The sequence below is a fragment of the Bradyrhizobium sp. USDA 4510 genome, from assembly GCF_054059095.1.
In genome coordinates this window covers 3231041-3257043 of record NZ_JBSSBT010000001.1, presented here as the reverse complement: position 1 = coordinate 3257043, position 26003 = coordinate 3231041, and the positions used below count along the sequence as shown (strand labels likewise).

Genomic DNA, 26003 nt, shown 5'->3' with positions numbered 1-26003 from the left:
TACTCCGCGGCCGATGTTGTGAACGGGACTTGTCGTTCCGGCGGCGCGCAATAATCCGCATTCGTGGTTATGGGTCCCTGCTTTCGCAGGGTCGACAACAAATGTGTTGCGCGGTCTGTGAGTCATACCTCCGCATTCTCGCGACATGATTTGTCCAAGTCTTGCTGCGCTGCGCACGATGGCGTGTCGATGGTTCGGCGGCGCCCTTGCGCCGTCTCGAACCATGAGGTCACACTGAGCCCCTCTCCCGGGACACGCATTCAGCATGGCTCGGGATCACCTCACCGGAGCGCGCAGGTGGGCTTTCTCTTCGTCCTCATCGTCGGCCTGGTCGCCGGCACCATTTCCGGCATCGTCGGCACCGGCTCGTCGATCATGCTGATGCCGGTGTTGGTCTATCAGTACGGGCCGAAGCAGGCGGTGCCGATCATGGCCGTCGCCGCCGTGATGGCCAATCTGTCGCGAATCCTCGCCTGGTGGCGCGAGGTCGACTGGCGTGCCTGCATCGCCTACTCGATCACCGGCATCCCGGCCGCCGCGCTCGGCGCGCGCACCCTGCTCGCGCTGCCCTCGCATGCGGTCGATATAGCGATCGGCGTATTCCTGATCGCGATGGTGCCGGTGCGGCACTGGCTGGCGCGGCACAGGCTGAAGGCCAATCTCTGGCATCTCGCAATCGGCGGTGCGCTCATCGGCTACCTCACCGGCATCGTGGCCTCGACCGGCCCGCTCAGCGTGCCGCTGTTCCTGTTCTACGGTCTCAGCAAGGGCGCGTTCCTCGCCACCGAGGCGGCGAGCTCGCTCGGGCTCTATGTCAGCAAGTCGGTGACGTTCGAGCGTTTCGGCGCGCTGACGCCGGACATTGCGCTGAAGGGCCTGATCGCCGGCGCCTCGCTGATGGCCGGCGCTTTCATCGCAAAGCGCTTCGTGCTGCAGCTGAAGCCGGAGTCGTTCCGCCTGATCATGGACGGCATCATGCTGGCGGCGGGCACGGCGCTGTTGTGGTCTGCAATGACGCAGTAAAATTCCGACATCGACCGGGCCCTGGGCAAACGGATTTCACCGTGACGAACACCAACATTCTCCCGATGGTGTCGTAATTCTACGGGGCTTTGCGCATCGGGTGGCGTGTACCCCGAAAGAGTTTTGTTGAGCGCTCACCTTCCGTTGTTATCCGGATTGCCATCGTCCGGCCGCTGCGTTTATGACAATCTCATTACTTGCACTTGATCGTTTGCGGAAAAGAACTTTGCTCCAGCAGGCATCACAGGGTTGATCGACGACCCGGATGCGAGTCCCGAGAGTTCAGACGACGAGGTTCAGCGACACCTGGCGTGCAGATCGGGCGCAGAGCCCGGCGCCTGATGTCGCCGATGTCGGCCTGACGAATGCGGGATCGCAAGTCGAAGCATTGGGAGTCGCGGGTCGTCAAAGCCCACGACAGGCGGGAAAGGCAGGCGCGCGATGCGCAAGATGATGATCACGACTGCGGCGATTGTGACGTTCGCCGTTGCCGGCTCGGCGTTCTGGCCGACGGCAAGGCCCGATGTCGCGCAGTTCGGAGACAGCGTCTACGAGACGATCTGGGTCTGGCGCATTCCGGCCTACGCCAACAATCCGTCGTGGCGGGTTCGCTGGAGCTGGAGCGATCCGTTGCGCGCGCAGGCGAGATGCTGCCGCGCTCTGCCGACGAGTTTGACGCCGCGCGAGAATCCGCCGCTGCTGCTGTCGAGGCGGGACATCCACGTTTGACCGCGCGTACAAACGAGAGCAGTTCCCTTGCGCGAAGCGCATTTGATTCAAATTCGCGCTGTAGTTGAACTTACTTTTTATCCTTAACCAGAAACCTGATCTTTGATTTACATCTGCAAGATGCGGTTTACCTTGTCTCCGCGAGCACAGCGGATTCAGGGACAACAACAACATGCGCCAACCAAGCCTCACCCTGTGGTTGACCGTTGTTCTGGCGACGCAGGGATTGAGCGTCGCGGCAGACGATACAAGACCGGGGCAACCGGGTGCCGTTGCCGCTGCTGACCGCGTTGCATGTTCCCTGCAGCCAAAAAGTGAGGAACCGTCCGATCCGTCGTCGACCTCGGCAATTCCTCACGCCGAAAAATTCGTCGCGCGGGAACATTTCAAGGAGGACATCGCCTCGAGCGCGCCGGTCAGGATTTCCTGGTTAGGCGCGACCTTCGCGCAGCGCTTCACGAACAAGATCGAGGACGATAGCGGCGGCGCATCGTTGCAGACCTTCATCCTGAGCGCAGCCTCGAGCGACAAGGAGATCCTCGCCAAACTGGGTCAGAGCCACGAGAGCAGGCTGGCCGACGTCTGGTGCGCGTTGAGGCGACAGCCCAGCGGCAGCAATGGCCCGCTGGAGGTCAACGCCAAGCCGAACGTGTTTTACGTACGCGACAGCGCCGGAGAGCTTGGTGCCGTCGACGTGCTGTGGGGCGGCGTCGGCTGGGAAATCGGCGCCAGCCCGGTCGGCGACAAGCCGCGCTGGCCGGGCGGAACGCGGGTGTTCTCGCGCTGAGCCGGCCCCGCCATCTCGCGCTTCGTCTTCTTCGATGGATCGTGCGCGGCGGCCGAACCGTGTTATGCATCGTGCTCGACAGCGCGACTCACCTGCTCCATGGCCAAATCCACCCTCTCCTTCGTCTGCCAGAACTGCGGCGCGGCGTATAATCGCTGGCAGGGCAAGTGCGATTCCTGCGGCGAGTGGAACACGCTGGCCGAGGAGGACACCACAGGCTCGGTGCCGGTCTCGATCCGCAGCAAGCGCAAGGGGCGGACGTTTGCGCTGGAATCGCTGTCCGGCAAGACCCAGGACGCGCCGCGGCTGTCGTCCGGGATGGCCGAGCTCGACCGCGTCACTGGCGGCGGCTTCGTCCGCGGCTCGGTGCTTTTGGTCGGCGGCGATCCCGGCATCGGAAAATCGACGCTGCTGACCCAGGCGACCAGCATGATGGCGCGCGCCGGCCACCGCGCGGTCTATATCTCCGGCGAAGAGGCGGTCGCCCAGGTGCGGCTGCGCGCCGAACGGCTCGGGCTCGCGGACGCGCCGGTGCAGCTGGCTTCGGAAACGTCGGTCGAGGACATCGTCGCGACGCTATCGGAAGGCGCGGTGCCGCGCCTGATCGTGATCGACTCGATCCAGACCATGTGGACCGACACGGTGGAATCCGCGCCCGGCACGGTGACCCAGGTCCGCGCCTCGGCGCAGGCCCTCATTCGCTTTGCCAAGAAGACGGGTGCCGCGATCATCCTGGTCGGCCATGTGACAAAGGACGGCCAGATCGCCGGTCCCCGCGTGGTCGAGCACATGGTCGATGCGGTTCTGTCGTTCGAGGGCGAAGGCTCGCAGCAGTTCCGCATCCTGCGCTCGGTGAAGAACCGTTTTGGCGCGACCGACGAGATCGGCGTATTCGAGATGACCGGCCTCGGCCTGCGCGAGGTCACCAACCCCTCGGAATTGTTCCTCTCCGAGCGCGAGCTCGGCAGCCCCGGCACGGCGGTGTTCGCCGGCATCGAGGGCACCCGTCCGGTGCTGGTCGAGTTGCAGGCGCTGGTGGCACCGACCTCGCTCGGCACGCCACGCCGCGCCGTGGTCGGCTGGGACCCGAGCCGGCTGTCGATGGTGCTCGCGGTGCTCGAAGCGCATTGCGGCGTCAAATTGTCCGGACATGACGTCTATCTCAACGTCGCCGGCGGCCTGCGCATCCAGGAACCGGCCGCGGACCTTGCCGCGGCGGCCGCGCTGGTCTCATCGCTGGTGAACGCGCCGCTGCCGACGGATGCGGTCTATTTCGGCGAGATTTCGCTATCGGGCGCGATCCGCCCGGTGGCGCAGACCCCGGCCCGGCTCAAGGAGGCCCTCAAGCTCGGCTTCGCCCGGGCCATCCTGCCCGAATCGGCCCGCGGCGAGAGCGGCGGCGATTCAGGGCTCACCCTCAACAGCGTCGGCAATCTCACCACGCTGGTCGCCGAAATTGCGGCACGCGGGACGCCCCGGGGCGGCCGGCGCGACCAGGGCAGCTCCGGAGGCCCTGATGCGGCTGAGAAAAATGCCACACCGGCCCGATTCCGTCGCGAGACCAGCTAAAGCGGGCGTGACGTATCAGCCCCCCGCCGCTATACATCCGCCGCGCGGGACAGGTGGCGCTCTGGCCTTGCCGGATGCCCCCAATGCGCCTCAGTTAGGACGGCACCGACTTCGCCGATTCGCGAGAGCCCTTAGCAGCGTAAGCCCTTAACAACGTAAGCCCTTAACAGCGTACCGAAACGTACCAGCGGACCTGACCAGCCGATGCCCATAACGATACTTGATCTCGTCCTGCTCGGCGTGATGCTGATTTCGGGCCTGCTCGCGATGGTGCGCGGCTTCATGCGCGAGATCCTGTCGATCGCGGCCTGGGGCGCCGCCGCTTTGGTCACGCTATATGCGTTCTCGAAGCTTCTGCCGACCGCCAAGACCTATTTCAACAACGACACGGTCGCCGCCGTGGTCGTGGTGGCCGGCGTCTTCATCGGCACGCTGATCGTGGTCTCGATCGTCACGGTGCGGATTTCGGACATGATCCTGGATTCCCGGATCGGCGCGCTCGACCGCACCCTTGGCTTCCTGTTCGGGCTCGCTCGCGGCCTCCTGATCGTGGTCGTGGCGTTCATGTTCTTCACCTGGCTGGTTCCGGACAAGCAGCGGCCCGATTGGGTGACCGGGGCGAAGTCCCGCGTAGTGCTGCAGGGAACCGGGGATTGGCTGATGTCGCTCTTGCCTGACGACCCCGAGAACACCATCTTAAAGAAGTTCAAGAAGAATAAGCCAGACGACGATTCTGCGGCCGATACCAATGATCAGGCGACGCCGGCGTCGGGTGATGGCTATAGCAAACCTGCGCGTGACAGCTTGAAGAAGCTGATCGAGAAACCCGCGGGCCGATAAACTATTTGGGCCCTTACGAGAGGCGATGAACGAGATGCAGACCCCTTCGGATCATACCGACCAAATGGATCTCGACCTCGGCCCGATCGAACTGCAAGACCCTCTCAGATACCACCCCGACCTCGATGGCGACTCGCTCCGCGAGGAATGCGGCGTGTTCGGCATCTTCGACCATCCCGAGGCCGCCGCGATCACCGCACTCGGCCTGCACGCCCTGCAACACCGCGGCCAGGAAGCTGCCGGCATCGTCTCCTTCGACGGCAGCCGCTTCCACAGTGAACGCCGCCTCGGCCTGGTGGGCGACGCCTTCTCCCGCCGCGAGGTGATCGAGCGCCTGCCGGGCAACGCCGCGGTCGGCCATGTCCGCTACTCCACCACCGGCGGCACCATCCTGCGCAACGTGCAGCCGCTGTTCGCCGAGCTCAGCGCCGGCGGATTTGCGGTCGGCCACAACGGCAACCTCACCAACGGCCTGACCCTGCGCCGCGAGCTGGTCAAGGGCGGCGCCATGATGCAATCGACCACCGACACCGAGGTGATCCTGCATCTCGTGGCGCAGTCCAAGCGCACCCGCTTCATCGACCGCTTCATCGAGGCGCTGCGCACCATCGAGGGCGCCTATGCGCTGGTCGCGCTGACCAACAAGAAGCTGGTCGGCGCGCGCGACCCGCTCGGCATCCGCCCGCTGGTGCTCGGCGATCTCGACGGCCGTCCGATCCTGACCTCGGAGACCTGCGCGCTCGACATGATCGGCGCCAAATACGTCCGCGACATCGAGCCTGGCGAGATCATCGTGTTCGACGAGCGAGGGGCTCACAGCCACAAGCCGTTCCCGCCGAAGCCGGCCCGGCCCTGCATCTTCGAATACATCTATTTCGCGCGCCCGGATTCGATCGTCGGCGGCCGCTCGGTCTACGACGTGCGCAAGGCGTTCGGCGCCCAGCTGGCGCGCGAGAGCCATCCCGAGGTCGACGTCGTGGTGCCGGTGCCGGATTCCGGCGTGCCCGCCGCGGTCGGCTACAGCCAGTATTCCGGCGTGCCGTTCGAGCTCGGCATCATCCGCAACCACTATGTCGGCCGCACCTTCATCCAGCCGACCCAGAGCGTGCGCGAGCTCGGCGTGCGCATGAAGCATTCGGCCAACCGCGCCGCGATCGAGGGCAAGCGCATCATCCTGATCGACGACAGTCTGGTGCGCGGCACCACCTCGAAGAAGATCGTGCGCATGATGCGCGACGCCGGCGCCCGTGAGGTGCATTTCCGCCTCGCCTCGCCGCCGATCCTCTATCCCGACTATTACGGCATCGACCTGCCGGACCGCGGCGGCCTGCTCGCCGCGACCCATTCGCTCGAGGAGATGCGCGACATCATCGGCGCCGACTCGCTCGCCTTCCTGTCGATCGACGGCATGTACCGCGCGATGGGCTATGAGGGCCGCGACCCGGCAAATCCGAGATTCGCCGACCATTGCTTCACCGGCGCCTACCCGACACACCTCACCGACCAGAGCGAAATCGAGGCCCCGCCGCGCCAGCTCTCGCTGCTGGCGGAGGCGAGCTAGCCACATCCGCGCTGTCGTCCCTGCGAAAGCAGGGACCCATAACCACCGGCCTATCTGGCTGGCGACAGTGTTAGACACGAACTTCCATTACCGCCGTCACGGCGTATGGGTCCCTGCTTTCGCAGGGACGACGATTTGTTAGAGTCCCTTCCATGACAAAACCCCTCGCCTCCCGTATCGCCCTCGTGACCGGCGCCTCGCGCGGCATCGGCTATGCGACCGCGGTCGCACTGGCCAAGGCCGGCGCGCATGTCGTGGCGGTGGCGCGCACGCAAGGCGGGCTGGAAGAGCTCGACGACGAGATCCGCAAGGCCGGCGGCAGCACCACCCTGGTGCCGCTCTCGCTCACCGATTACGACGGCATCGCGCGGCTCGGCCTTGCGCTGCATGAGCGCCACGGCAAGCTCGATATCCTGGTCGGCAATGCCGGCACCGCAGGGCCGTCGTCGCCGCTCGGCCATATCGAGCTGAAACCATGGAACGACGTGTTCGCGATCAACGTCACCGCCAACTTCCAGCTGATCCGCTGCATGGACCCGCTGCTGCGCCAATCCGACGCCGGCCGCTCGGTGTTCGTGACGTCGGGCGTGGCCCACAAAGCCAACGCCTATCTCGGCCCCTATGCGGCCTCGAAGGCCGCGCTGGAGGCATTGGTGCGCTCCTGGGCCAACGAGACCGCCAACACAAAGCTCCGCGTCAACCTGTTCAGCCCCGGCCCGATCCGCACCCGGATGCGCGCGCAGGTATTTCCCGGCGAAGACCCGATGACGCTGGATACGCCCGACATGGCCGCCGAATCCATCGTGCCGATGTGTTCGCCCGCGTGGACCGAGACCGGCAAGCTCTACGACTACAAGGCGCGCACGCTACGCAGCTTCCAGCCGCCGGCGTGAGCCCGGCTCTCTCTCTCGTAGCCCGGATGGAGCGAAGCGCAATCCGGGATAATCTCTACGCCGAGAAACCGGCCCCGGATTTCGCTTCGCTCCATCCGGGCTACGCACCTCCTTGCGATTGACTCGCTCGCGTCCCCACGATTGACTGCCCTTCCCAGCGGGACGCCCGCCAAGAAAAATTTCGGGAGGCAACATGACGCCGACGTTCAATCGCGCGCGCTTCATTCTGTCCGGATTGTTTCTCTCCGCCTGCATCGCATCATCAGCCCTTTTTGCTCAGCCAGCGCCCGCCAGGGCCAGTGACGTCCCGACGTTTGCGGTCGATGCGTCCTGGCCGAAGCAACTTCCCAACAACTGGATCCTCGGCCAGGTCGGCGGCATCACGGTGGATTGGCAGGGCCACATCTGGGTGATCCACCGGCCGCGCTCGCTGACCGACGACGAGAAGGGCGCGAGCCTCAATCCGCCGCGCTCGAAATGCTGCGTCTCGGCGCCGCCGGTGCTCGAATTCGACGCTGACGGAAATCTACTGCGGTCCTGGGGCGGTCCGGGTGACGGCTATGAGTGGGTTGGCCGCGAGCACGGCATCGAGGTCGACGAGCGCGGCTTCGTCTGGATCGGCGGCAACGCCGACAATGACAATGCAATCCTCAAGTTCACCCTCGACGGCAAGTTCGTCTCGCAGATCGGCTCGATCGCACCGAGCAAGGGCAGCAACGACACCACCCAGCTCGGCAAGCCCGCCGAGACCGCGATCGACAAGGAGGCCAACGAGATCTACGTCGCCGACGGTTACGGCAACCGGCGCGTCATCGTGTTCGATGCCACCACCGGCGCCTACAAGCGGCACTGGGGCGCCTATGGCAACAAGCCCGACGACGCCAAGCAGCCACCCTACGATCCGAAGGCGCAGGTCGCGCAGCAGTTCGGCAATCCCGTGCACTGCGTGAAGATCGCCGATGACGGACTGGTCTATGTCTGCGACCGCATCAACAACCGCATCCAGGTGTTCAGGAAGGACGGCAGCTTCGTGAAGGAGTTCTTCTTCGAGAAGAGCACGCTCGGCAACGGCGCGGTGTGGGACATCGCGCTGTGGCCCGATCCCAAGCAGACCTACCTGCTCTCCGCCGACGGCGAGAACAACGAGATCCGCATCATCAGGCGTGACGACGGCGCAGTGGTCGGCAGCTTCGGCCGCAACGGCCGCAACGCCGGGCAGTTCCACTGGGTGCACGCGCTCGCGGTCGACGCCAGGGGCAACGTCTATACCGCCGAGGTCGACACCGGAAAGCGGATCCAGAAATTCAAGCTGACCTCCGACGCGCTCAAGTAAGGGTTTCACCGGATGACGCTTCGACGCAGGCCCACCCGGCTTTAGGCGGATTGCCGCGCCCCCCGGGAAAGGGTAAGCGGGAACCTGAGCGACCGGCAAAAAGGCTCCGCAAGAGGGCTGTCCGGGCTTTAGACAGTGGAGGGAATTTCATGACAACGACGTTTGCGCGGCGCTGCGCCGCGCTTCTTGCTTGCGCCGCACTCGGCCTTTCAACTTCTGCGTTCGCGCAGGACAAGACCGTCAAGATCGGCGTGCTGAACGATATGTCGAGCCTCTATGCCGACATCGGCGGCCCGAACTCGGTGGTCGCGATCAAGATGGCTGTGGAGGATTCCGGCCTGCTCAAGAAGGGCTGGAAGATCGACGTCCTGAGTGGCGACCACCAGAACAAGCCCGACGTCGGCGTCAACATCGCTCGGCAATGGGTCGACAACGAGAAGGTCGATGCGATCGCCGACACGCCGAACTCCGGCGTGGCGCTTGCGGTCAACAATCTCGTCAAGGAAAAGAACATCGTCCTGCTGAATTCGGGCGCGGCGACCGCCGACCTCACCGGCAAGGCCTGCACGCCGAATACGATTTCATATACCTACGACACCTACATGCTGGCCAACGGCACCGGCAAGGCCCTGACGAAGGCCGGCGGCGACACCTGGTTCTTCCTGACGGCCGATTATGCATTCGGCCACGCGCTCGAGCGCGACACCACCGCGGTCGTCAACGCCAATGGCGGCAAGGTGCTCGGAAGCGTCAAGCATCCGATCAACACCGCCGATTTCTCCTCGTTCCTGCTGCAGGCACAATCGTCCAAGGCCAAGGTGGTCGGCCTCGCCAATGCCGGCGGCGACACCACCAACGCGATCAAGCAGGCGGCCGAATTCGGCATCGTTTCCGGCGGCCAAAAGCTCGCGGCGCTGCTGCTGTTCATCAACGACGTGCATTCGCTCGGGTTGAAGACCGCGCAAGGCCTGACGTTCACGGAATCCTTCTACTGGGACATGAACGACCAGACCCGCGCCTGGTCGAAGCGGTTCTCCGCCCTCGCCAGCAAGAACGCGATGCCGTCGATGACCCAGGCCGGCAACTACGCGATGGTGCTGCACTATCTCAAGGCGATGGAAGCGCTTGGCGGCAATCCGCATGACGGCGCCAAGGTCGTCGCCAAGATGAAGGAATTGCCGACCGACGATCCGCTGTTCGGCAAGGGCCCGCTCCGCGCCGACGGCCGGCGCCTGATTCCGGCCTATCTGTTCGAGGTGAAGAAGCCCGAAGAGTCCAAATATCCCTGGGACTATTACAAGCTGATCGCCACGATCGCGCCGGAAGACGCCGCAAAGCCGCTTGAGGCCAGCGACTGTCCGCTGCTGAAGAAGTGACCGCGTAGCGGTCATTCCGGGGCGCGCAACGCGCGAACCTCAGATGCGCAATTGCGCATCGGGGAATCTCGAGATTCCGGGGTTCGATGCTGCGCATCGCCCCGGAATGACTTTTTGCACCTTCTTACTTCGCCGCCGACTTCGCCTTGACGGGCGGCGGCAGCGATGCCCATTCCCTGTCGGCGCGCGGGCCGCCGACGTCGCCGGTCAGGCCGACGAGCTGGCCCGGCTGCACGTCCAGCGTCTGCGTCCAGGTCTGGGTCTGGCACAGCAGCTTGAGCAGGCATCCCTTGAGCTTCAGCCGGTCGGACTTGTCGCGCCACAGCGAGACCGCATAGGACTTGCCGTCCTCGGCGTTGTAGATGTCGCCGTCGAACCTGCCCTCCGGCGTCAGCTTCAATCCGAGGATCAGCTGATGGCCGAGCAGCGCACGCGTCCGCTTGTCGGGTTCGGGATTGAAGCTGTCGCGGAGCGGCTGGCCGTGTGAATCGAGCGGATCCTTCATCCACACGATGAAGCCGCAGATGCGGTCATGCGCAGGGCCGCAGCGCTCGAGGCGGATGCGTGCGCGGCCGTCTTCGGTCAGCCAGGTGCCGCTGGGATCGGCTGGGGCAATCGTCTCGGCGCGGCCGGTCGAGCTCATCAGCAAGGCAGCGACGAGGCTGCGCAGAAACATGCGAACCAGAAAGTTCATGGTAAAGGACCTTTCAGCGTCGGGATGGTTTGCGGACGCGCGCGGCGCGCGTCACTTCAATTGCGCCATGAAGGCATCGGCACCCTTGTCGATGCCGGCGGTGGCCGCGGCGAGATCGCCGACGCTGGCCTTGATGTCGTAGGCATTGGGATATTGCTTGCTGACATAGGCGCCGAGCAGCCGCGAGGTCGAGCTGTCGAACATCTCGACGGCATGGATGACGGAGCCGGTCATCGTGCCCTCGCCGTCGCGCGCGGCCTGCACGCCGTTGTAGACCGCGCCCGCCAGATCGAAACGCGACAGCGTGCCGAGCACCGGCGTGTTGGCGACCGCGCCGGTCAGCGTCAGCCGCAGGCGGAACGTGTTCGGCCCGCGCGTGTTCACCAGCGTGAAGCGGCCGCGCAGTTTGTCGGCGAAGCGGGTCTGCATGTAGGCGGCGAGCGTCTGCTTGTCCTTCTCGGACATGTCGCCGAACTGATGATCCGCGCCGCGATAGATCACGACCGGATCGATCATCACCTTGTTGTAGCTGCGCCAGTCGACCGGCGGCGCATAGCGATACGGCACACGCCCCGAAGAATCGGACGTGTCCGGCGTCATGTAGGCCGACGATGCCACATCCGAATAGGCCACCGGCGTGACGGCGGCACATCCTCCCGCGAGGACGCAAAGCGCCATCGCTCCCAGACCGCGCGCGGCGATCGAGCTCTCCATTCCAATCTCCTCATCCGACCCTAAAGCGGAAGAGCAGCTCGGCCGCAGCCGCGTCCGGGGCTGAAAGTACGGCTGCGGCCGTCACTGCCGGTCTGACTCGCCGTCGCGGCGCCGCCAGACCTTGCCTCAGTGCGATCAATTATAAAACCGACCAGTTGGTTTGTGAAATTGCAATCGCAGGAAACGCGTCGGAAAAATGCGGCGGTCGAAATGTCGTGTTGGCTGGCGAGGCGGCTTCGCGAATGGCGGCCGCGCGTTGTCACAAACCCGCGACATCTCGTGTGGTACGGCAGAAATCGCCGGGGGATTTCAGGGGCCCGGTGCCGATCCAACGCCGCCAAGCGATCCATATTCCGCTTGGGCGGCGTTGCGCTTTCGGCAGCGCCGGAAATTCAGCCGCGCTTGCGCGCCGATGCGGGCTTTGCCGCGCGCGCGCCGGCCGGAGGCGAAGATGCCGTACGCGCCGCCGTTGTCTTGGCTGGCTTTGCTGCCTCCGTCGCGCCCTGCTCCATCGCGGTCCACTTGCTGTCGTCGAGCAAGCGCTCGAACAGACGATCGCGCTCGGCCTCGGTCAGCGACAACATGCCGAACAACGAACTCAGCAGCAGCCCCCGCGCCGCCGCCCAGCGCAGCAGCGCGAGATCGGGATCGCTCGCCTCGGCCTTCATCAGCGCGACCTTCTTGATGTCGACATCGCGCGGCATCGCCATCAATTCGGGGTTCTCGTTCATCGCCGCCAGCAGTGCGAACGCCCCTGCCCGCGGCGTTGAGATCGCCTCCCGCAGCGTCGCGATCTGCGCCGACAGTTCGGGCTGGTCCGTGGTCCCGCGTACCTTTTCGATGTAGCGGTTCGAGAATTCCTCGAAATGCGCCATCTGCTGCTCGAGCAAGGCGCGCAGCACCGCTTCCTTGGTGCGGAACTGGTGCATCACGCCGCCCTTGCTGAGACCGCTCTCGCGCGCAATCGCGTCCAGCGTCAGGCGCCCCGGACCGTCGCGCGTCACGATGGTGATCGCGGCGTCGAGTGCGGCGTTGCGGGAGCGTTCCGAGCGGGAAGGATTATCCATGGTGTACTCAAGAAGGAGTCGCTTGAGATCACAGTATCTCAGTGGCTTCGGTCAATCTCAAGCGCTGCGAGGCAGCGCGAACGGCGTCCCCGAAATGGCGATGTCGCCCTCGGAAGGCGCATCAATTTCAGGAATCGGTCATCAACCTATCCGATCGCTCACGCGCACAAGCGAACCTTCTGCAGCAGGCCATGAAGGAAGCCGTAGGCCATTCGGCCGACGACCCGTTCCCCTCGACCGCGTGCGCGGGCGATGGCCTGCGCCTCAGCATGACTGGCGGCGACAATCGTCCCGTGCCTGCCGCCATCGAGTTTCAGGTCGGTCAGGTAGACAAGGCCGCGCGACGTCAGCAGCGCCGCCTGCGCGGCGCTGAAGCGGGTCAATTCATCGCAGATATCAACGGCCTCGTCGGTCACCATGCTGCTCCTGGCAGCGCGCCCCGGAGCGAGGCGCGTCTTCATCCGGTATCAGCTCTTATACAAACCAACCGGATGGTTTGTAAATGGACAATGGACAATATGACGCAATCCGCCCGGTGCGGCCGGACACATCATCGTGTCGGATCGGCGCGCTCGCATTCGTCCTCGAAGCATCAGCCAGCATTCGGAGCACGCGAGCGATGACACAGCAGAAACAGAAAGCGGAAACCGAAATCAGGGCGCTCATCGACGCCTGGACGGACGCCGTCCGCCGACGCGACTATCCCGGCATCTTCGCCCATCACGATCAGGACATCGTGATGTTCGACGTTCCGCCGCCATTGCAGTCACGCGGATTGGATGAATACCGGAAGACGTGGGACTTGTTCTTCAGGTATCATCGCCCATCCTACGCCTTCGATGTCGAGGAGATCGCGATCACGGCTGGCGATGATGTGGCCTTCGCGGTCGCGGTGATGCGGTGCGGGCCACCTGATGCCACGTTCCAGTTCAGGCTGACGATCGGATTGCGCAAGGTCGACGGCGAGTGGCGCGTCACGCACGAGCACCATTCGGTGCCGGCGACGGAATAGAGCGTCTCGTGGTGGATCCGTCGGCGGCCCGCCCTACGCTCTCTTTGCCGCCGTCGTGCGCCAGGCGATGGCGAGCGCGAGCAGCAGCAGCGCGCCGGCCAGATAGAACGGCGCGCCGGGCATCTTCACCGGCACGGTATCGCCGATGAAATACGCAAACGTCAGCGTGAACAGGAACGGGCCGATCAATTCCGACATGCTCTGCACGCTTGAAGTCGCGCCCTGCAACTGGCCCTGTTGATCGGCGGCGACGAGCTGCGTCGTCAGCGCCTGCGTCGCAGCGCCCGAGAGGCCCCACAGCGCCATCACGGGAATGCCGATCCAGAACAGCTGGCCGGTCGGCGCGGCGCCGAAGATCACGAAGCCCAAGGCGCCGCAGACGAGGCCGAGGAACAGCGCGTTGCGCTCGCCGAGGCGCTGCACGATCGGGCCGATCGCCGCGCCCTGCACGATCATGCCGCAGAGCCCGACCAGCGCCAGCGTCGCGCCGACGGTGCCGGTGTCCCAGCCATAGCGATAGGTGGCGTAGAGCACGAACACCGAGGGCAGCACGACATGCGCGAGCTGGCCGAAGAACGTCGCCAGCGACAGGCCGGCGAGCGTCCGGTTCGAGCGCAGGAAATGCAGCGCGCCGATCGGATTGGCGCTCTTCCATTTGAACGGCGCGCGCCGCTCCACGGGCAGCGATTCCGGCAGGATGAACAGGCCATACAGCCCGTTGACGAAGCTCAAACCCGCCGCCGCCCAGAACGGCAGCCGCGGATCGATCTCGCCGAGCAGGCCGCCGAGCGCCGGTCCGAGGATGAAGCCGGCGCCGAAGGCGACGCCAATCTTGCCGAACATCGCGGCGCGCTGCTCCGGCGCGGTGACGTCGGCGATATAGGCGAACACGGTCGAGATGCTCGACGAGGTGATGCCCGAGATCGCCCGCCCGATGAACAGTCAGATCAGGTTCGGCGCCAGCGCCATCAGCACATAGTCGGCGGCGAGGCCGAAATTCGACAGCAGCACCACCGGCCGGCGGCCGAAGCGATCGGACAGCGCGCCGAGGATCGGCGAGCAGACGAACTGCATCAAGGCCCAGATCGAGCCGAACACGCCGAAGATGCGCGCCGCATTAGCGGTGTCGTTGTTGACGAAGCCCTCGATCAGCTTGGGCAGGATCGGGATGATGATCCCGAGCGCGAGCATGTCGAGCAGCAACGTGATGAAGATGAAGATCACCGCGCCGCTGCGCGGTTGCGCTACAGCAACCGTGTCGCCCTCCGACCTTTCGCTCACGACGGGCGTTTGCGCTTGTGGGCGAACGGATTGGCCTTCTCGCGCAGCGTGATCCGGATCGGCGTGCCCGGCAGATCGAACGTCTCGCGCAGCGAGTTGATGAGGTAGCGCAGATAGGATCGCGGGATCGCGTCGGCGCGCGAGCAGAACAGCACGAAGCTCGGCGGGCGCGCCTTCACTTGCGTGATGTAGTTCAGCTTCAGCCTGCGGCCCGAGACCGCCGGCGGCGGGTTGGTCTGGATCGCCTGCTCGAACCAGCGATTGAGCGCCGAGGTCGGCAAGCGCCGGTTCCAGACCGCATAAGCCTCCTGGATCGCCGTCATCAGGCGGTCGATGCCTTCGCCCATCAGGCCGGAGACGGCGACGATCGGGGCGCCCTTGACCTGCGGCAGCCAGTGGTCGGCATCGGTGCGCAGTTGCGAGATCTGGTTCGGCTTGCGCTCGACGAGGTCCCATTTGTTGACCGCGAGCACGATGGCGCGGCCCTCGCGCTCGATCAGGTCGGCGATGCGCAGATCCTGCTCCTCGAACTTGTTCTGCGCGTCCATCATCATCACGACGACTTCGGCAAAGCGCACCGCGCGCAACGCGTCGGCGACCGAGAGCTTTTCCAGCTTCTCCTCGATCCGCGAGCGACGGCGCAGGCCAGCGGTGTCGAACACCCGGAACTGGCGGCCCTGCCAGGTGATCTCGACCGCGATGGAATCGCGCGTGGTGCCGGCCTCGGGGCTGGTCAGCAGCCGCTCCTCGCCGAGCAGATGGTTGATCAGCGTCGACTTGCCGGCATTGGGCCGGCCGACGATGGCAACGCGGATCGGGCGCTGCGCGGCCTCCTCCTCCGAGATGTCCTCGTCATCCTCAAGCTCGTCGTCTTCCTCCGGTGTCTCCGGCACCAGCGCGCTCAGCGCCTCGTGGAGGTCGCCCATGCCCTCGCCATGCTCGGCGGAGATCTGGACGGGATCGCCGAGCCCGAGCGCGTAGGATTCCATCGCGCCGATCTCGCCATGCTTGCCCTCGGCCTTGTTGGCGACCAGCACCACCGGCTTGTTGGCTTTTCGCGCGAAGTCGGCGAAGGCACGGTCGGTCGGCGTCAGGCCGACGCGGGCGTCGATCACGAACATCAGGGCGTCGGCGAGCTCGATCGCGGTTTCGGTCTGCTCCTGCATCCGCGCCGTCAGGGAGCCCTTGGCGCCTTCGTCCAGACCTGCGGTGTCGATGATGGTGAAGTCGAGGTCGTAGAGCCTGGCCTGGCCCTCGCGACGGTCACGCGTCACGCCGGGCTCGTCGTCGACCAGCGCGAGCTTCTGGCCGACCAGCCGGTTGAACAGCGTCGACTTTCCGACATTGGGCCGGCCGATAATGGCGATGGTAAAAGACATGGATCATCCAGGCGCGGTCTGTTGTCCGCGGGTCAAGGTGCTGGAAAGAACTACAGCAGGAATGGGGAGCGGTCGAAGCAAATGATGGAGCATCTTCTCCCTCTCCCCGCTCTTACGGGGAGAGGGTTGAAACTCCCCCTCACCCGGAATTCAAGCTGTGCTTGAATTCCGACCTCTCCCCGCAGGCGGGGCGAGGTGGAATCCCGCTCGCAATTAGCGTGAAAATCCGCCGCTCGGTAGCGGTGCGGGGAAGGCGCCGCCGGATTGTTGCGTGGTCTGCTGGGCCGGCGCCGCGGGCTGTGGCTGCTGGTCGTCGGCGGGCGGCGCGGTGGTGCGGCGGCGGACGATCTTCTTCGGCTTCGGCTCCGGCGGCAGCGCGGCGGGCGCGCCCTCCTCGGCTGCGGCATCGGGAGCAGCCGCCTGATCCGCGGCCGGCGCCGCCCTGCCCTTGGCGTGCTTCTTGGCGCCCTTCGGCGGCTCGGGCGGCGGGGCCGGCTGGGCGGCAGCGGCTGCCGCGGCGTTCTGCTGATCGAGCTGTTCCTGCTGCGAGCCCTTGTACAATTCCTTCGGCACACCCTGCTCGAGGCCGGGCACGCCTTCGGGGAAGACCGGCTTGCGGTCGCCGGCCAGCTTCTTCTTGGTGTCAAGGAAGTCGAGCAGGTCGCTCGGATCGAAATTGGACATGCCGCCACCGCCGCACCCCGCCAGCACGCTGCAAAGCGCTGTCAGAACTGCGGCTGCGATCAGGCGTTGCGAGCGGCGCATGGTCGATCTCTCACTCAAACTCGGGTTTCGCGCCAAGTCAGCTCTTCGCGACCGGCGGCAACAAGGCCTGCAGCGCTTCGGCACGCGAGCGCAGGCTCGGCGGCGTCTCACCGTCATTGGCAATCTGGTCGAGCCACTGCCGCGCGGCGGTGGCATCGTTGGCGCGCCAGGCCGACAGCGCCAGCAGCTCGCGGGCGGAGTGACGGAACGTCGAGTCCTTCGCCGTTGCCGTGGCCTCGAGCCGTTGCAGCATGTTCGGATAGGTGGTGGTTTCCATCGCGAGCTGCGCGGCGCGGATCCGCGCCAGGTCCTGCTCGGGACCGCCGACGCTGCGGTCGGCTGCGATCTCGTCATAGAGCTTCGCGGCAGCCGGCTGATCGCGGGTCGCGACCTCGGCGGCCATGCGCAGCCGCGCCAGATTGCGGTAGCCGGACGGTGCCTTGGTGATGAGAGCGGCGAACGCAGCCTCGGCCTCGGCGTGCTTGTTCTGATCGGACAATTCGACGGCACGGTCGAACGCCGCACCGGCCTCGGCGGCCTTCTTGGCCTCAAGATACTGGTAGCCGCGCCAGCCACCGACGCCCGCAACGATCAGGATCGCCAGGGCGATGATAAAGAGCGAGTACTTGTCCCACAGCTTCTTGAGCTGATCGCGACGGACTTCCTCGTCGACTTCGTCAAATAATTCAGACACTTAAGGCTATCCCATCCCCTCGGGACCGCTGCTATCGGTGGGGCCCAGCCCTACCCGATCCCCACATCGCGGCGGCGTTACCCTAATGGTGTGGCGGAGGCAAGGCAAAGCGAGGCGGATCAAAGCGTTAACGGGGGACGTTTGCGACTTGCCGCAACAGGCCCCCAGCCCGCGCTGCACGTGCCGACCTAAGAGCGAGCTTCGCTCGTCTCGACCCCCGCAAGCGGGAGAGGTCGACCGAATTCGCGGATGGTACGTCCACGCCTCGCTACGCGCCTATCGCGGACAGGCTCTCCCTGATCTGGCGCTTGATCACCTTGCCGTTGGCGTTGCGCGGCAGCGGCTCTGATGTCAGCGCCATGGTCTCCGGCACCTTGTAGTCCGAGAGCCGCTCGGCGCACCAGGCGCGCAGGCTCTCCGCATTCACGTCCGTGCGGGTCACGATCACGGCGTGCACGCGCTCGCCGAGCACCGGGCACGGCTTGGCGATGATCGCGCTCTCGACCACGGCGGGATGGCCGGCCAGGACAGACTCGACCTCGGCGGAATAGATCTTCAGGCCGCCGCGATTGATCATGTCCTTCTGGCGATCGAACACGTGGACGAAGTTTGCCGCGTCGATCGAACCGAGATCGCCGGAATGCCAGAAGCCGGCGGTGAAACTCTCCACGGTCGCCTTCGGATTGTTCCAGTAGCCCTTGATGACCGAGGCGCTGCGGATCCAGAGCTCGCCGATCTCGCCGCGCGGCAGTTCGCGGCCGTCAGCGCCCATCACGATGATCTCGGCGCCGGGGCACGGCAGGCCGACGCTGTCGATATGGGCGGCGGTCAGTTCGCCCGGCATCAGCGTCGAGGGCGACGTGGTCTCGGTCGCGCCGTAGCAATTCGCAAGCTTCAGCCCGGGAATCTTGGCGTCGAGTTTTTCGATGGTCGCGACCGGCATCGGCGCGCCGCCGAAGCCGCCGATCCGCCAGCTCGACAGATCGTAGCTGTCGAAGTCCGGCTGCATCAGGCAGAGATTGTACATCGCCGGCACCATCACCGTGTAGCTGACGCGCTCGCGCGCCGCGACCTTCAGATATTCCGAGGCCTTGAACTCCGGCATGATGATCAGCGCGCCGGCGCAGCGTGCCATGGTGGTGATGTTGGCGACCGCGCCGGTAACATGCGCGAGCGGCACCGCGGCGATCGAGCGATCCGACTTGGTCAGCTTCAGGCACGACACGAACACCATCGAGGAGTGGATGATGTTGCAATGGGCGAGCATGGCGCCCTTCGGCCGGCCCGTGGTGCCCGAGGTGTAGAGGATCATCGCGGTGTCCTCTTCCCTCACCTCCGCCGGCGCCTGGGCCGCAGCGTTGTCGGCGAGACCAGCGAATTGCGATGCGCCGTCATCGCTGACCGAGATGCGATGCTTGAGGCCGGGAACGTCGGCCGCATCAGGGATGCGGTCGGCAAGCGTGGCCTCATGGACCAGCAGCGTCGCGCCGCAATCGTTCAGCACATAGGCGATCTCGGGCTTCTGCTGGCGCGTCGAGAGCAGCACCGTGACCAACCCGGCATGCGCGGCGGCGAACATCGTCAGCACGAACTCGATGCGGTTGCCGAGCAGGATCGCGACGCGGTCGCCGGGCGCAAGGCCGAGTCTTGCAAAGCCCGCCGCGACCTTGGCCGATTTCTCCGCGACCTCGCGCCAGCTCAGGCGCGTCGCGCCGCAGACCAGCGCCTCGCCGTCGCCGTTCTGCGCAACGGCGTCCGCGATCATCGCCCAAAGGCTGCCGGGCCGCTCCGGGAAAGCCGGCACGACGCGGTCGCCGAACCGCGGCTCGAGCCGCATCGGCGGAATTGCGTGCTGCGACCAGTCCATGCGCGCCCGGTCAGCTCTTCTTCATGCCGTAGACGTGCTCCGGCCCCGGGAAGGCGCGACTCTTCACGTCGCGCGCATAGCCGGCGATCGCCTCCTCGATCATCGGCCCGAGATTGCCGTAGCGGCGCACGAATTTCGGCGCCCGCGGCGACAGGCCGAGCATGTCCTCCAGCACCAGCACCTGGCCGTCGCAGGCAGCGCTGGCGCCGATGCCGATGGTCGGCACGGCGATCGACTGCGTGATCTTGCGCGCCAGCGGCTCGGCGACCGCCTCGACCACGATCGAGAACGCGCCCGCCTCCGCGATCGCCCTGGCGTCGTTTTCGATCGGCGCCCAGTTCTCTTCCTCGCGGCCCTGCGCGCGGAACGAGCCAAGCGTGTTGATCGACTGCGGCGTCAGACCGATATGGCCCATCACCGGAATGCCGCGCTCGGACAGGAACGCCACCGTCTCCGCCATCCGCGCGCCGCCCTCGAGCTTGACCGCGCCGCACAGCGTCTCCTTCATGATCCGCACCGCGGATTGAAACGCCTGCTCCTTCGAACCCTCATAGGAGCCGAACGGCATGTCCACCACGACGAGCGCAGCTTGCGAGCCGCGCATCACCGCGCGGCCTTGCAGGATCATCATGTCGAGCGTGACCGGCACGGTGGTCTCGAAGCCATGCATGACGTTGCCGAGGGAATCGCCGACCAGGATGGCGTCGCAATGACGGTCGACCAGCGCCGCGGTGTGCGCATGATAGGACGTCAGCATCACGATCGGCTCGCCGTTCTTGCGGGCGCGCAGATCGGGCGCGGTCTTGCGCTTGATGGCGGATTGAACAGACATAGTCAGGCTCCCATGACAGGCACGCCGATCACGACCGGGTGGAACGCAAACGCCAGCGCCAGATAGACGATGACACCGACCGCGATCGCGATCAGGTCGTTGGTTGGGCCGCCCACCGGAATCGGCGGCGCGCCAGCATCCGTGCGGCGCTTCAGCGAGATGCGGTCATAGACCGCCCAGCCGAGAAACGAGCCGAACAGGATGATCGAGCCGAGGTCGCCGTTGGCGAGCAGATGCGCGAACGCCCACAGCTTCACGCCGGCGAGCATCGGATGCTTCAGCGTGGTGTAGATGCGGCCGCGGATATAGGAGGCGACGACGAGGATGACGGCGGGCAGCATCAGCGCGACCGTGATGTGCTTGAGCGCCGTCGGCGGGGTCCAGACGTCGATCCATCCGCTCGCGCGATAATGCGCAAAGCCCCAGATGATCAGCACGAGCCCGGCCGCGGAGGCGAGCGAATAGGCGATCTTGTAGCCGCCCTCGCCCATCGCCTTGATCAGGCCGGCGCGCATCTCGCGCAGGCTTGACAGCACATGGACGCCGAGGAACAGCACGAGACCCAGGATCATGACGAGCAGTCCCACGATGTTCCTCCCCTGATCGAACTAATGCCTTCGCGTATCACCTTCGCCGGGCGGGTGGCAATGCGTCACGCCACGACTCCGTCATTCCGGGATGGCCCGCAGGGCCGGACCCGGAATCTCGAGGTTGCCGGGCGCGCAAGCCAATCCCGGGATTCCGGGTTCGCGCTTGCAGCGCGCCCCGGAATGACGTGTCTCACGGCTTGCCGGCCGATTTGGCCAGCTCCCGGTTGTCGACATAGCGGATCATGATCGGCCGGCCGGCCAGCGCGCCGCCCAATCCGCCGGTGAATTTCAGCGGCAGGCAGGCATCCAGCGAGGCGTTGATCGCATTGAGGTAGGTGGTGCGGGTGTCGGCCGGGATGCCCCGCGTCGAAAACGTCAGGCGCGGCGCGCCGATCATCTCGCCCGATCGTTTGAAGCTGAATCGCACCGACATCTGCATGCCCGCGCGCGCGTCGTCCGGCGGTGGCGGCGCCCAGCAGGCGCGCAGCGCGGCGAACAGATCGCCGATGGTATTGAGATCATGATCCGGCTTGCGGTACTTCTCGGCCTGATCCTGCGGTGGCACGGTCAGGATCGTGAGCTGGAGATTTTCGCCGTACGGATAATCCATCTCGGGCAGGCATGGCCCGTGGTTGAACACGCTGCAATAGGACGGGATGCAAGGCCCTTCGTCGAGCACGCTGCAAGGCGTGTGTGCGAAGGGCGCCGGGTTGATTTGTTGCCGCTGCTGCGCAGAGGCCGCGCTCGCGAGCGCAAAGGCCGGCACGGCAAAAGCGAGGCAGATGGCGACGCGTCGGAGCATGCAGGCGGACCCGGATTGCACTCCGGAGAAAATGGGTCCGCGGCCGGACCGCATCAAGCGGGGCGGCGTTCAATTCCTCGCGCTTGTCAATACTAAAACCTAGGTTCGGCCGGTTCGTGTCCCCTTGATACCGGCGAGGATGAGATCGATGCCGGCGAGATAGTCGACACGGTCGTCGTGGTCCCGCATCGCGCCGGCCACGCTGCGTGCAAACGGGTAGTCGCTTGCGTCGAGCGCGGACCAGTCGGTCGCCACCGCATCCAGGAAGCTCGATCGGTCCAGGCCATGCGTCCGCGCGAACTGCGCGTTGGCTGCGTTCTGGCCACCGACGCCAAGGATGTAGTTCAGCAGGACCGAGACGATCGTCCACTGCGTGTCGGCAGCCACGCCAAGCGCGCGAACCTGCTGGCCGATGCATTCCAGAACGCGCACGGTCGGCAACTGCCCGGCAGCACGGATCAGCGCTGTCCCGACCCACGCATGCGCCTCCATTGCGTCGAACATGCCGAGCGCAAGGGCGCGAATGGTGGCCTTCGGCGATCCGCCGACCACGTGCTCATCGACCATGCGCGCGACAATGGCATCGCAGGCGGCGACCAGCAGATCACTCTTGTTGGCGATATGCCAGTAGATCGCGCCGGGACCGGTCGCGAGCCGTTCGGACAGGGCACGGAACGTCAGACCGTCCTCGCCGCTTTCGTCCAGGAGTTCGATCGAAGCCTCGATGATGCGATCCCGCGAGAGCGAGTCCTCGCGTCGCTGGCTGCTGCGCGCCTTCTTGACCATGCCGAACCTTGACACGTCTGGAACGGCATTCCAAGTATTGGAACGACGTTCCATAACTCTCAGCCCGGAAGGACTCCGCATGAAATCTCCCGTCACGATCGTCGGTGCCGGCCTCGGCGGCCTGACGCTTGCCCGCGTCCTCCATGTCCACGGGATCGCAGCGATCGTCTACGAAGCGGAAGCCTCCGCAGAGGCACGAACGCAGGGCGGCATGCTCGATATCCATGAGCACAACGGCCAACGCGCGCTGAAGGCCGCAGGCCTCTTTGAGGAGTTCCGCGAGCTGATCCACCCCGGCGGCCAGGAAACCCGCGCGCTCGATACCCAAGGCAATGTCCTGCTGCATCATCCGGATGACGGCACGGGCGGGCGCCCCGAGGTACCCCGAGGCGAGCTACGTCGGATCCTGCTCAACTCGCTGCCCGAGGGCACGGTGCATTGGGGATCTAAGGTCACCGCGGCCACTCCGCTCGGCGGTGGAAGGCACCTATTGAGCTTTGCCGACGGCATGACGGTGACGACTGAGCTTCTGGTCGGCGCCGACGGTGCCTGGTCGCGCGTGCGATCGCTTCTCTCCGCACACAAGCCGACTTATGTCGGCACTTCGTTCATCGAGACATATCTGTTCGACGCCGATGTCCGTCACCGAGCGAGCGCGGAAGCGGTTGGCGGCGGCGCGATGTTCGCGCTGGCGCCGGGAAAGGGCATCGCCGCGCATCGTGAGCCGAACGGCGTGCTGCACACCTATGTGGCGCTGACCAAGCCTGAGGAATGGTTTGCCAACCTCGACTTCTCCAACCCTGCGAGCGCCCTCGCCCGCGTCGCCGAGGAATTCGATGGCTGGGCCCGGGCGCTGACCGCGCTGATCACCGATGGCGAGACGGCGCCGGTGCTGCGCCTCATCCATGCGCTTCCGGTCGCACATCAATGGGACCACGTGCCCGGCGTCACGCTGCTCGGCGATGCAGCGCATCTGATGGTTCCATCGGGTGAAGGCGCCAATCTCGCAATGTACGACGGTGCCGAACTCGGCGCGGCGATCGCTGCCAACCCAGGTGACGTCGAGGCCGCGCTCGCCGCCTATGAAGAGGACCTGTTTCCCCGCAGCGCGTCCGAAGCGGCTGATGCGGAGGAGCTCCTCGAGTTGTGCTACGGCGCCAACGCACCGCAGAGCCTCATCGACTTTTTCGGCAGTCACCTCCCCGCCGAAAACCGTAGCGAGTAACGGAGAAGCCGCGGCGTACCGGGTCCCCCGCCTTCCCGGGGGACGACACCGGAGCGAGCGCCACTACGCCTTCTTCTTCACGTCCTTGACGTTGGAGAAGGTGATGCCCTCGGCGCGCTCGCGGGTGTAGCCAAGATAGAACTCGTTCTTGGCCATGAACACGGGATCGCCGTCGACGTCGTCGGCGATGCCGGAATTGTTGGCGGAGATGAAGGCGTCAAGCTGCTTGCGGTCGTCGGACGAGATCCAGCGCGCCAGCGAAAATTCGCTGATCTCGAACTCGACCGGCAGCGAATATTCCGCATCGAGCCGCGCCTTCAACACATCGAGCTGCAGCGGGCCGACCACGCCGACCAGCGCGGGCGCGCCGTCGCGCGGGCGGAACACCTGCACGACGCCCTCCTCCGACATCTGCTGCAAGGCTTCCTTCAGCTTCTTCGCCTTCATCGCGTCGGTCAGCCGGACGCGGCGGACGATTTCCGGCGCGAAGCTCGGTACGCCGACGAAGGTCAGATCCTCGCCCTCGGTCAGGGTGTCGCCGATCCTGAGCGTGCCGTGGTTGGGAATGCCGACGACGTCACCGGCAAAGGCCTCGTCGGCGACCGAGCGGTCCTGCGCGAAAAAGAACTGCGGGCTCGACAGGCTCATGTTTTTGCCGGTGCGTACCAGCTTGGCCTTCATGCCGCGGCTGAGCTTGCCCGAGCACAGCCGGGCGAAGGCGATGCGGTCACGGTGGTTCGGATCCATGTTGGCCTGGATCTTGAACACGAATGCGCTCATGCGCGGCTCCGATGCCTCGACCTTGCGCAAATCCGAGTCCTGCGCGCGCGGCGCCGGCGCGAACTTGCCGAGGCCTTCGAGCAAATCGCCGACGCCGAAATTGCGCAGCGCGCTGCCGAAATAGACCGGCGTCAGGTGGCCCTCGCGGAACGCCGCGAGCTCGAACGGCTTGCAGGCTTCCGAGGCCAGCGCGAGCTCGTCCTTGACCTCGGCGACGTCGAGATTGGGATTGCGCTTGCCGAGATCGGCGATGTCGATCTGCTCGGTGGCGCCGGTCTTGGCGCCGCCGCCCTCGAGCAGCCGCACGCCGCCATTGACGACGTCATAGGTGCCGAGGAAGTCGCGGCCACGGCCGACCGGCCAGGTCATCGGCGTCGTGTCGAGCGCCAGCGTCTTCTCGATCTCGTCCAGAAGCTCGAACGTGTCGCGGCTCTCGCGGTCCATCTTGTTAATGAAGGTGATGATCGGGATGTCACGCAGCCGGCACACCTCGAACAGCTTTCGCGTGCGCGCCTCGATGCCTTTCGCCGCGTCGATCACCATCACAGCGGAATCGACCGCGGTCAGCGTGCGATAGGTATCTTCCGAAAAGTCCTCGTGGCCCGGCGTGTCCAAGAGGTTGAACACGAGGTCGTTGAACTCGAAGGTCATCACCGAGGTGACGACCGAGATGCCGCGCTCGCGCTCGATCTTCATCCAGTCCGAGCGCGTGTTGCGCCGCTCGCCCTTGGCCTTGACCTGGCCCGCGAGATTGATGGCGCCCCCGAACAGCAGCAGCTTTTCCGTCAGCGTGGTCTTGCCGGCGTCCGGGTGCGAGATGATCGCGAAGGTACGCCGTCGCGCCACTTCCTCTGAAAGCGGCGAGCGGGACGGCGATTCGGCTGAAACTGAAATGTCGGACATGGCGGGGCATTTGGCAGGGAAAACGGGCGCAATCAAGGGCGTTTTGTCGCAATGCGGAACGCCCGCACCATCCCCATATGGGCACCGGAAGGACGACCTTCTCCTCACCATACCATTCGCGGGGACGACCCTGCCTTATCTGGAGGGTTCGTGATGGCTTGGACCATTCTGTTCACCGCTGGCCTGCTCGAGATCGGCTGGGCGATCGGGCTGAAATATACCGAAGGTTTCTCGCGGCTGGTGCCGTCGGTGCTGACGCTGGCGGCGATGGCCGGCAGCGTGATCCTGCTCGGCCTCGCGCTGAAGACGCTGCCGATTGGAACCGCCTATGCGGTCTGGACCGGGATCGGCGCGGTCGGCACCGCGGCGCTCGGCATCATCCTGCTCGGCGAACCCGCGACCGCGATGCGGCTTGCCAGCATCGGACTGATCGTTGCCGGCATCGTCGGGCTGAAGCTGGTCGGCTGATTACTCCTTTTTGGGACGCGTTTTCTTAACGCG

At 65.5% G+C, this 26003-nt stretch carries 25 protein-coding genes and 1 pseudogene; 12 read left to right on the top strand and 14 right to left on the bottom strand.

Going from position 1 to position 26003, the window contains the following annotated elements; all coding sequences use genetic code 11:
* Positions 1-297: 297 nt before the first annotated feature.
* The 9 genes from ACVMDN_RS14645 (at position 298) to ACVMDN_RS14605 (ending at position 10111) form a co-directional block, all read left to right on the top strand.
* The gene (locus ACVMDN_RS14645; protein ID WP_028335150.1) at positions 298-1023 is read left to right on the top strand and encodes a sulfite exporter TauE/SafE family protein; all 726 of its coding nucleotides are present in this window, start codon (positions 298-300) and stop codon (positions 1021-1023) included.
* A gap of 441 nt (positions 1024-1464) precedes the next feature.
* The gene (locus ACVMDN_RS14640; protein ID WP_057019868.1) at positions 1465-1752 is read left to right on the top strand and encodes a hypothetical protein; all 288 of its coding nucleotides are present in this window, start codon (positions 1465-1467) and stop codon (positions 1750-1752) included.
* Positions 1753-1924: 172 nt separating this feature from the next.
* Complete coding sequence (locus ACVMDN_RS14635) at positions 1925-2539, top strand: hypothetical protein (protein WP_141343103.1); 615 nt, start codon at positions 1925-1927, stop codon at positions 2537-2539.
* Between the two features lie 99 nt (positions 2540-2638).
* Positions 2639-4108, top strand: a complete 1470-nt coding sequence (gene radA / locus ACVMDN_RS14630) for a DNA repair protein RadA (RefSeq protein WP_141343102.1) — start codon at positions 2639-2641, stop codon at positions 4106-4108.
* A gap of 204 nt (positions 4109-4312) precedes the next feature.
* Entirely contained in the window at positions 4313-4948 is a 636-nt protein-coding gene (locus ACVMDN_RS14625) for a CvpA family protein (RefSeq protein ID WP_026192677.1), read from the top strand.
* Positions 4949-5012: 64 nt separating this feature from the next.
* Positions 5013-6509 carry an amidophosphoribosyltransferase gene (gene purF, locus ACVMDN_RS14620; RefSeq protein ID WP_456835872.1) on the top strand — a complete coding sequence of 499 codons (1497 nt, stop codon included), beginning with the start codon at positions 5013-5015 and terminating at the stop codon, positions 6507-6509.
* A gap of 152 nt (positions 6510-6661) precedes the next feature.
* Entirely contained in the window at positions 6662-7402 is a 741-nt protein-coding gene (locus ACVMDN_RS14615; protein WP_456835121.1) for an SDR family NAD(P)-dependent oxidoreductase, read from the top strand.
* Between the two features lie 193 nt (positions 7403-7595).
* Positions 7596-8735 carry an NHL repeat-containing protein gene (locus tag ACVMDN_RS14610; protein WP_141343237.1) on the top strand — a complete coding sequence of 380 codons (1140 nt, stop codon included), beginning with the start codon at positions 7596-7598 and terminating at the stop codon, positions 8733-8735.
* Positions 8736-8884: 149 nt separating this feature from the next.
* Positions 8885-10111 carry an ABC transporter substrate-binding protein gene (locus ACVMDN_RS14605; RefSeq protein ID WP_028335143.1) on the top strand — a complete coding sequence of 409 codons (1227 nt, stop codon included), beginning with the start codon at positions 8885-8887 and terminating at the stop codon, positions 10109-10111.
* A gap of 124 nt (positions 10112-10235) precedes the next feature.
* On the opposite strand, the gene ACVMDN_RS14600 is transcribed toward ACVMDN_RS14605, so the two are convergent.
* The 4 genes from ACVMDN_RS14600 to ACVMDN_RS14585 form a co-directional block, all read right to left on the bottom strand.
* Positions 10236-10805, bottom strand: coding sequence for a DUF2147 domain-containing protein (locus ACVMDN_RS14600; protein WP_057019861.1), 570 nt, complete (start codon positions 10803-10805; stop codon positions 10236-10238).
* A gap of 51 nt (positions 10806-10856) precedes the next feature.
* Entirely contained in the window at positions 10857-11519 is a 663-nt protein-coding gene (locus tag ACVMDN_RS14595; protein WP_141343238.1) for a DUF3313 domain-containing protein, read from the bottom strand.
* Positions 11520-11911: 392 nt separating this feature from the next.
* Positions 11912-12586, bottom strand: a complete 675-nt coding sequence (locus tag ACVMDN_RS14590; RefSeq protein ID WP_456835122.1) for a TetR/AcrR family transcriptional regulator — start codon at positions 12584-12586, stop codon at positions 11912-11914.
* A 158-nt stretch (positions 12587-12744) separates the two neighbouring features.
* Positions 12745-13005: a hypothetical protein gene (locus ACVMDN_RS14585; RefSeq protein WP_159109494.1), complete on the bottom strand. Its 261-nt coding sequence runs from the start codon at positions 13003-13005 to the stop codon at positions 12745-12747.
* A gap of 200 nt (positions 13006-13205) precedes the next feature.
* On the opposite strand from ACVMDN_RS14585, the gene ACVMDN_RS14580 reads away from it, so the two are divergent.
* Entirely contained in the window at positions 13206-13598 is a 393-nt protein-coding gene (locus ACVMDN_RS14580; RefSeq protein WP_141343241.1) for a nuclear transport factor 2 family protein, read from the top strand.
* Positions 13599-13631: 33 nt separating this feature from the next.
* Here the strand turns inward: ACVMDN_RS14580 and ACVMDN_RS14575 are convergent.
* The 9 genes and pseudogenes from ACVMDN_RS14575 to ACVMDN_RS14535 form a co-directional block, all read right to left on the bottom strand.
* Positions 13632-14879 (bottom strand): annotated as a pseudogene (locus tag ACVMDN_RS14575) (MFS transporter).
* Positions 14876-16258, bottom strand: a complete 1383-nt coding sequence (gene der / locus ACVMDN_RS14570; RefSeq protein WP_141343243.1) for a ribosome biogenesis GTPase Der — start codon at positions 16256-16258, stop codon at positions 14876-14878. Before der ends, ACVMDN_RS14575 begins: the two are co-directional and overlap by 4 nt.
* A 213-nt stretch (positions 16259-16471) precedes the next feature.
* Entirely contained in the window at positions 16472-17023 is a 552-nt protein-coding gene (locus tag ACVMDN_RS14565) for a hypothetical protein (protein ID WP_253639922.1), read from the bottom strand.
* Positions 17024-17060: 37 nt separating this feature from the next.
* Positions 17061-17717 carry a tetratricopeptide repeat protein gene (locus ACVMDN_RS14560; RefSeq protein WP_028335134.1) on the bottom strand — a complete coding sequence of 219 codons (657 nt, stop codon included), beginning with the start codon at positions 17715-17717 and terminating at the stop codon, positions 17061-17063.
* Between the two features lie 268 nt (positions 17718-17985).
* On the bottom strand, positions 17986-19584 hold the full coding sequence (locus ACVMDN_RS14555) for a class I adenylate-forming enzyme family protein (protein WP_456835123.1): 1599 nt from the start codon (positions 19582-19584) through the stop codon (positions 17986-17988).
* Positions 19585-19594: 10 nt separating this feature from the next.
* Positions 19595-20416 (bottom strand): 3-methyl-2-oxobutanoate hydroxymethyltransferase, encoded by an 822-nt coding sequence (gene panB / locus ACVMDN_RS14550; protein ID WP_018271260.1) that lies wholly within the window; start codon positions 20414-20416, stop codon positions 19595-19597.
* Positions 20417-20418: 2 nt separating this feature from the next.
* Complete coding sequence (locus ACVMDN_RS14545) at positions 20419-21003, bottom strand: NnrU family protein (protein WP_057019851.1); 585 nt, start codon at positions 21001-21003, stop codon at positions 20419-20421.
* Between the two features lie 193 nt (positions 21004-21196).
* Positions 21197-21808 (bottom strand): hypothetical protein, encoded by a 612-nt coding sequence (locus ACVMDN_RS14540; protein WP_141342308.1) that lies wholly within the window; start codon positions 21806-21808, stop codon positions 21197-21199.
* A gap of 99 nt (positions 21809-21907) precedes the next feature.
* A complete protein-coding gene (locus tag ACVMDN_RS14535; RefSeq protein ID WP_141342307.1) occupies positions 21908-22594 on the bottom strand; it encodes a TetR/AcrR family transcriptional regulator in 687 nt (228 codons plus the stop codon).
* 79 nt (positions 22595-22673) lie between these two features.
* Here ACVMDN_RS14535 and ACVMDN_RS14530 point away from each other — a divergent pair, with 79 nt between their 5' ends.
* Positions 22674-23819, top strand: coding sequence for an FAD-dependent oxidoreductase (locus tag ACVMDN_RS14530; protein WP_141342306.1), 1146 nt, complete (start codon positions 22674-22676; stop codon positions 23817-23819).
* A 63-nt stretch (positions 23820-23882) separates the two neighbouring features.
* On the opposite strand, the gene ACVMDN_RS14525 is transcribed toward ACVMDN_RS14530, so the two are convergent.
* Positions 23883-25502, bottom strand: a complete 1620-nt coding sequence (locus tag ACVMDN_RS14525) for a peptide chain release factor 3 (protein WP_028335130.1) — start codon at positions 25500-25502, stop codon at positions 23883-23885.
* Between the two features lie 153 nt (positions 25503-25655).
* On the opposite strand from ACVMDN_RS14525, the gene sugE reads away from it, so the two are divergent.
* On the top strand, positions 25656-25970 hold the full coding sequence (gene sugE / locus ACVMDN_RS14520; RefSeq protein ID WP_016839884.1) for a quaternary ammonium compound efflux SMR transporter SugE: 315 nt from the start codon (positions 25656-25658) through the stop codon (positions 25968-25970).
* Positions 25971-26003 lie beyond the last annotated feature (33 nt).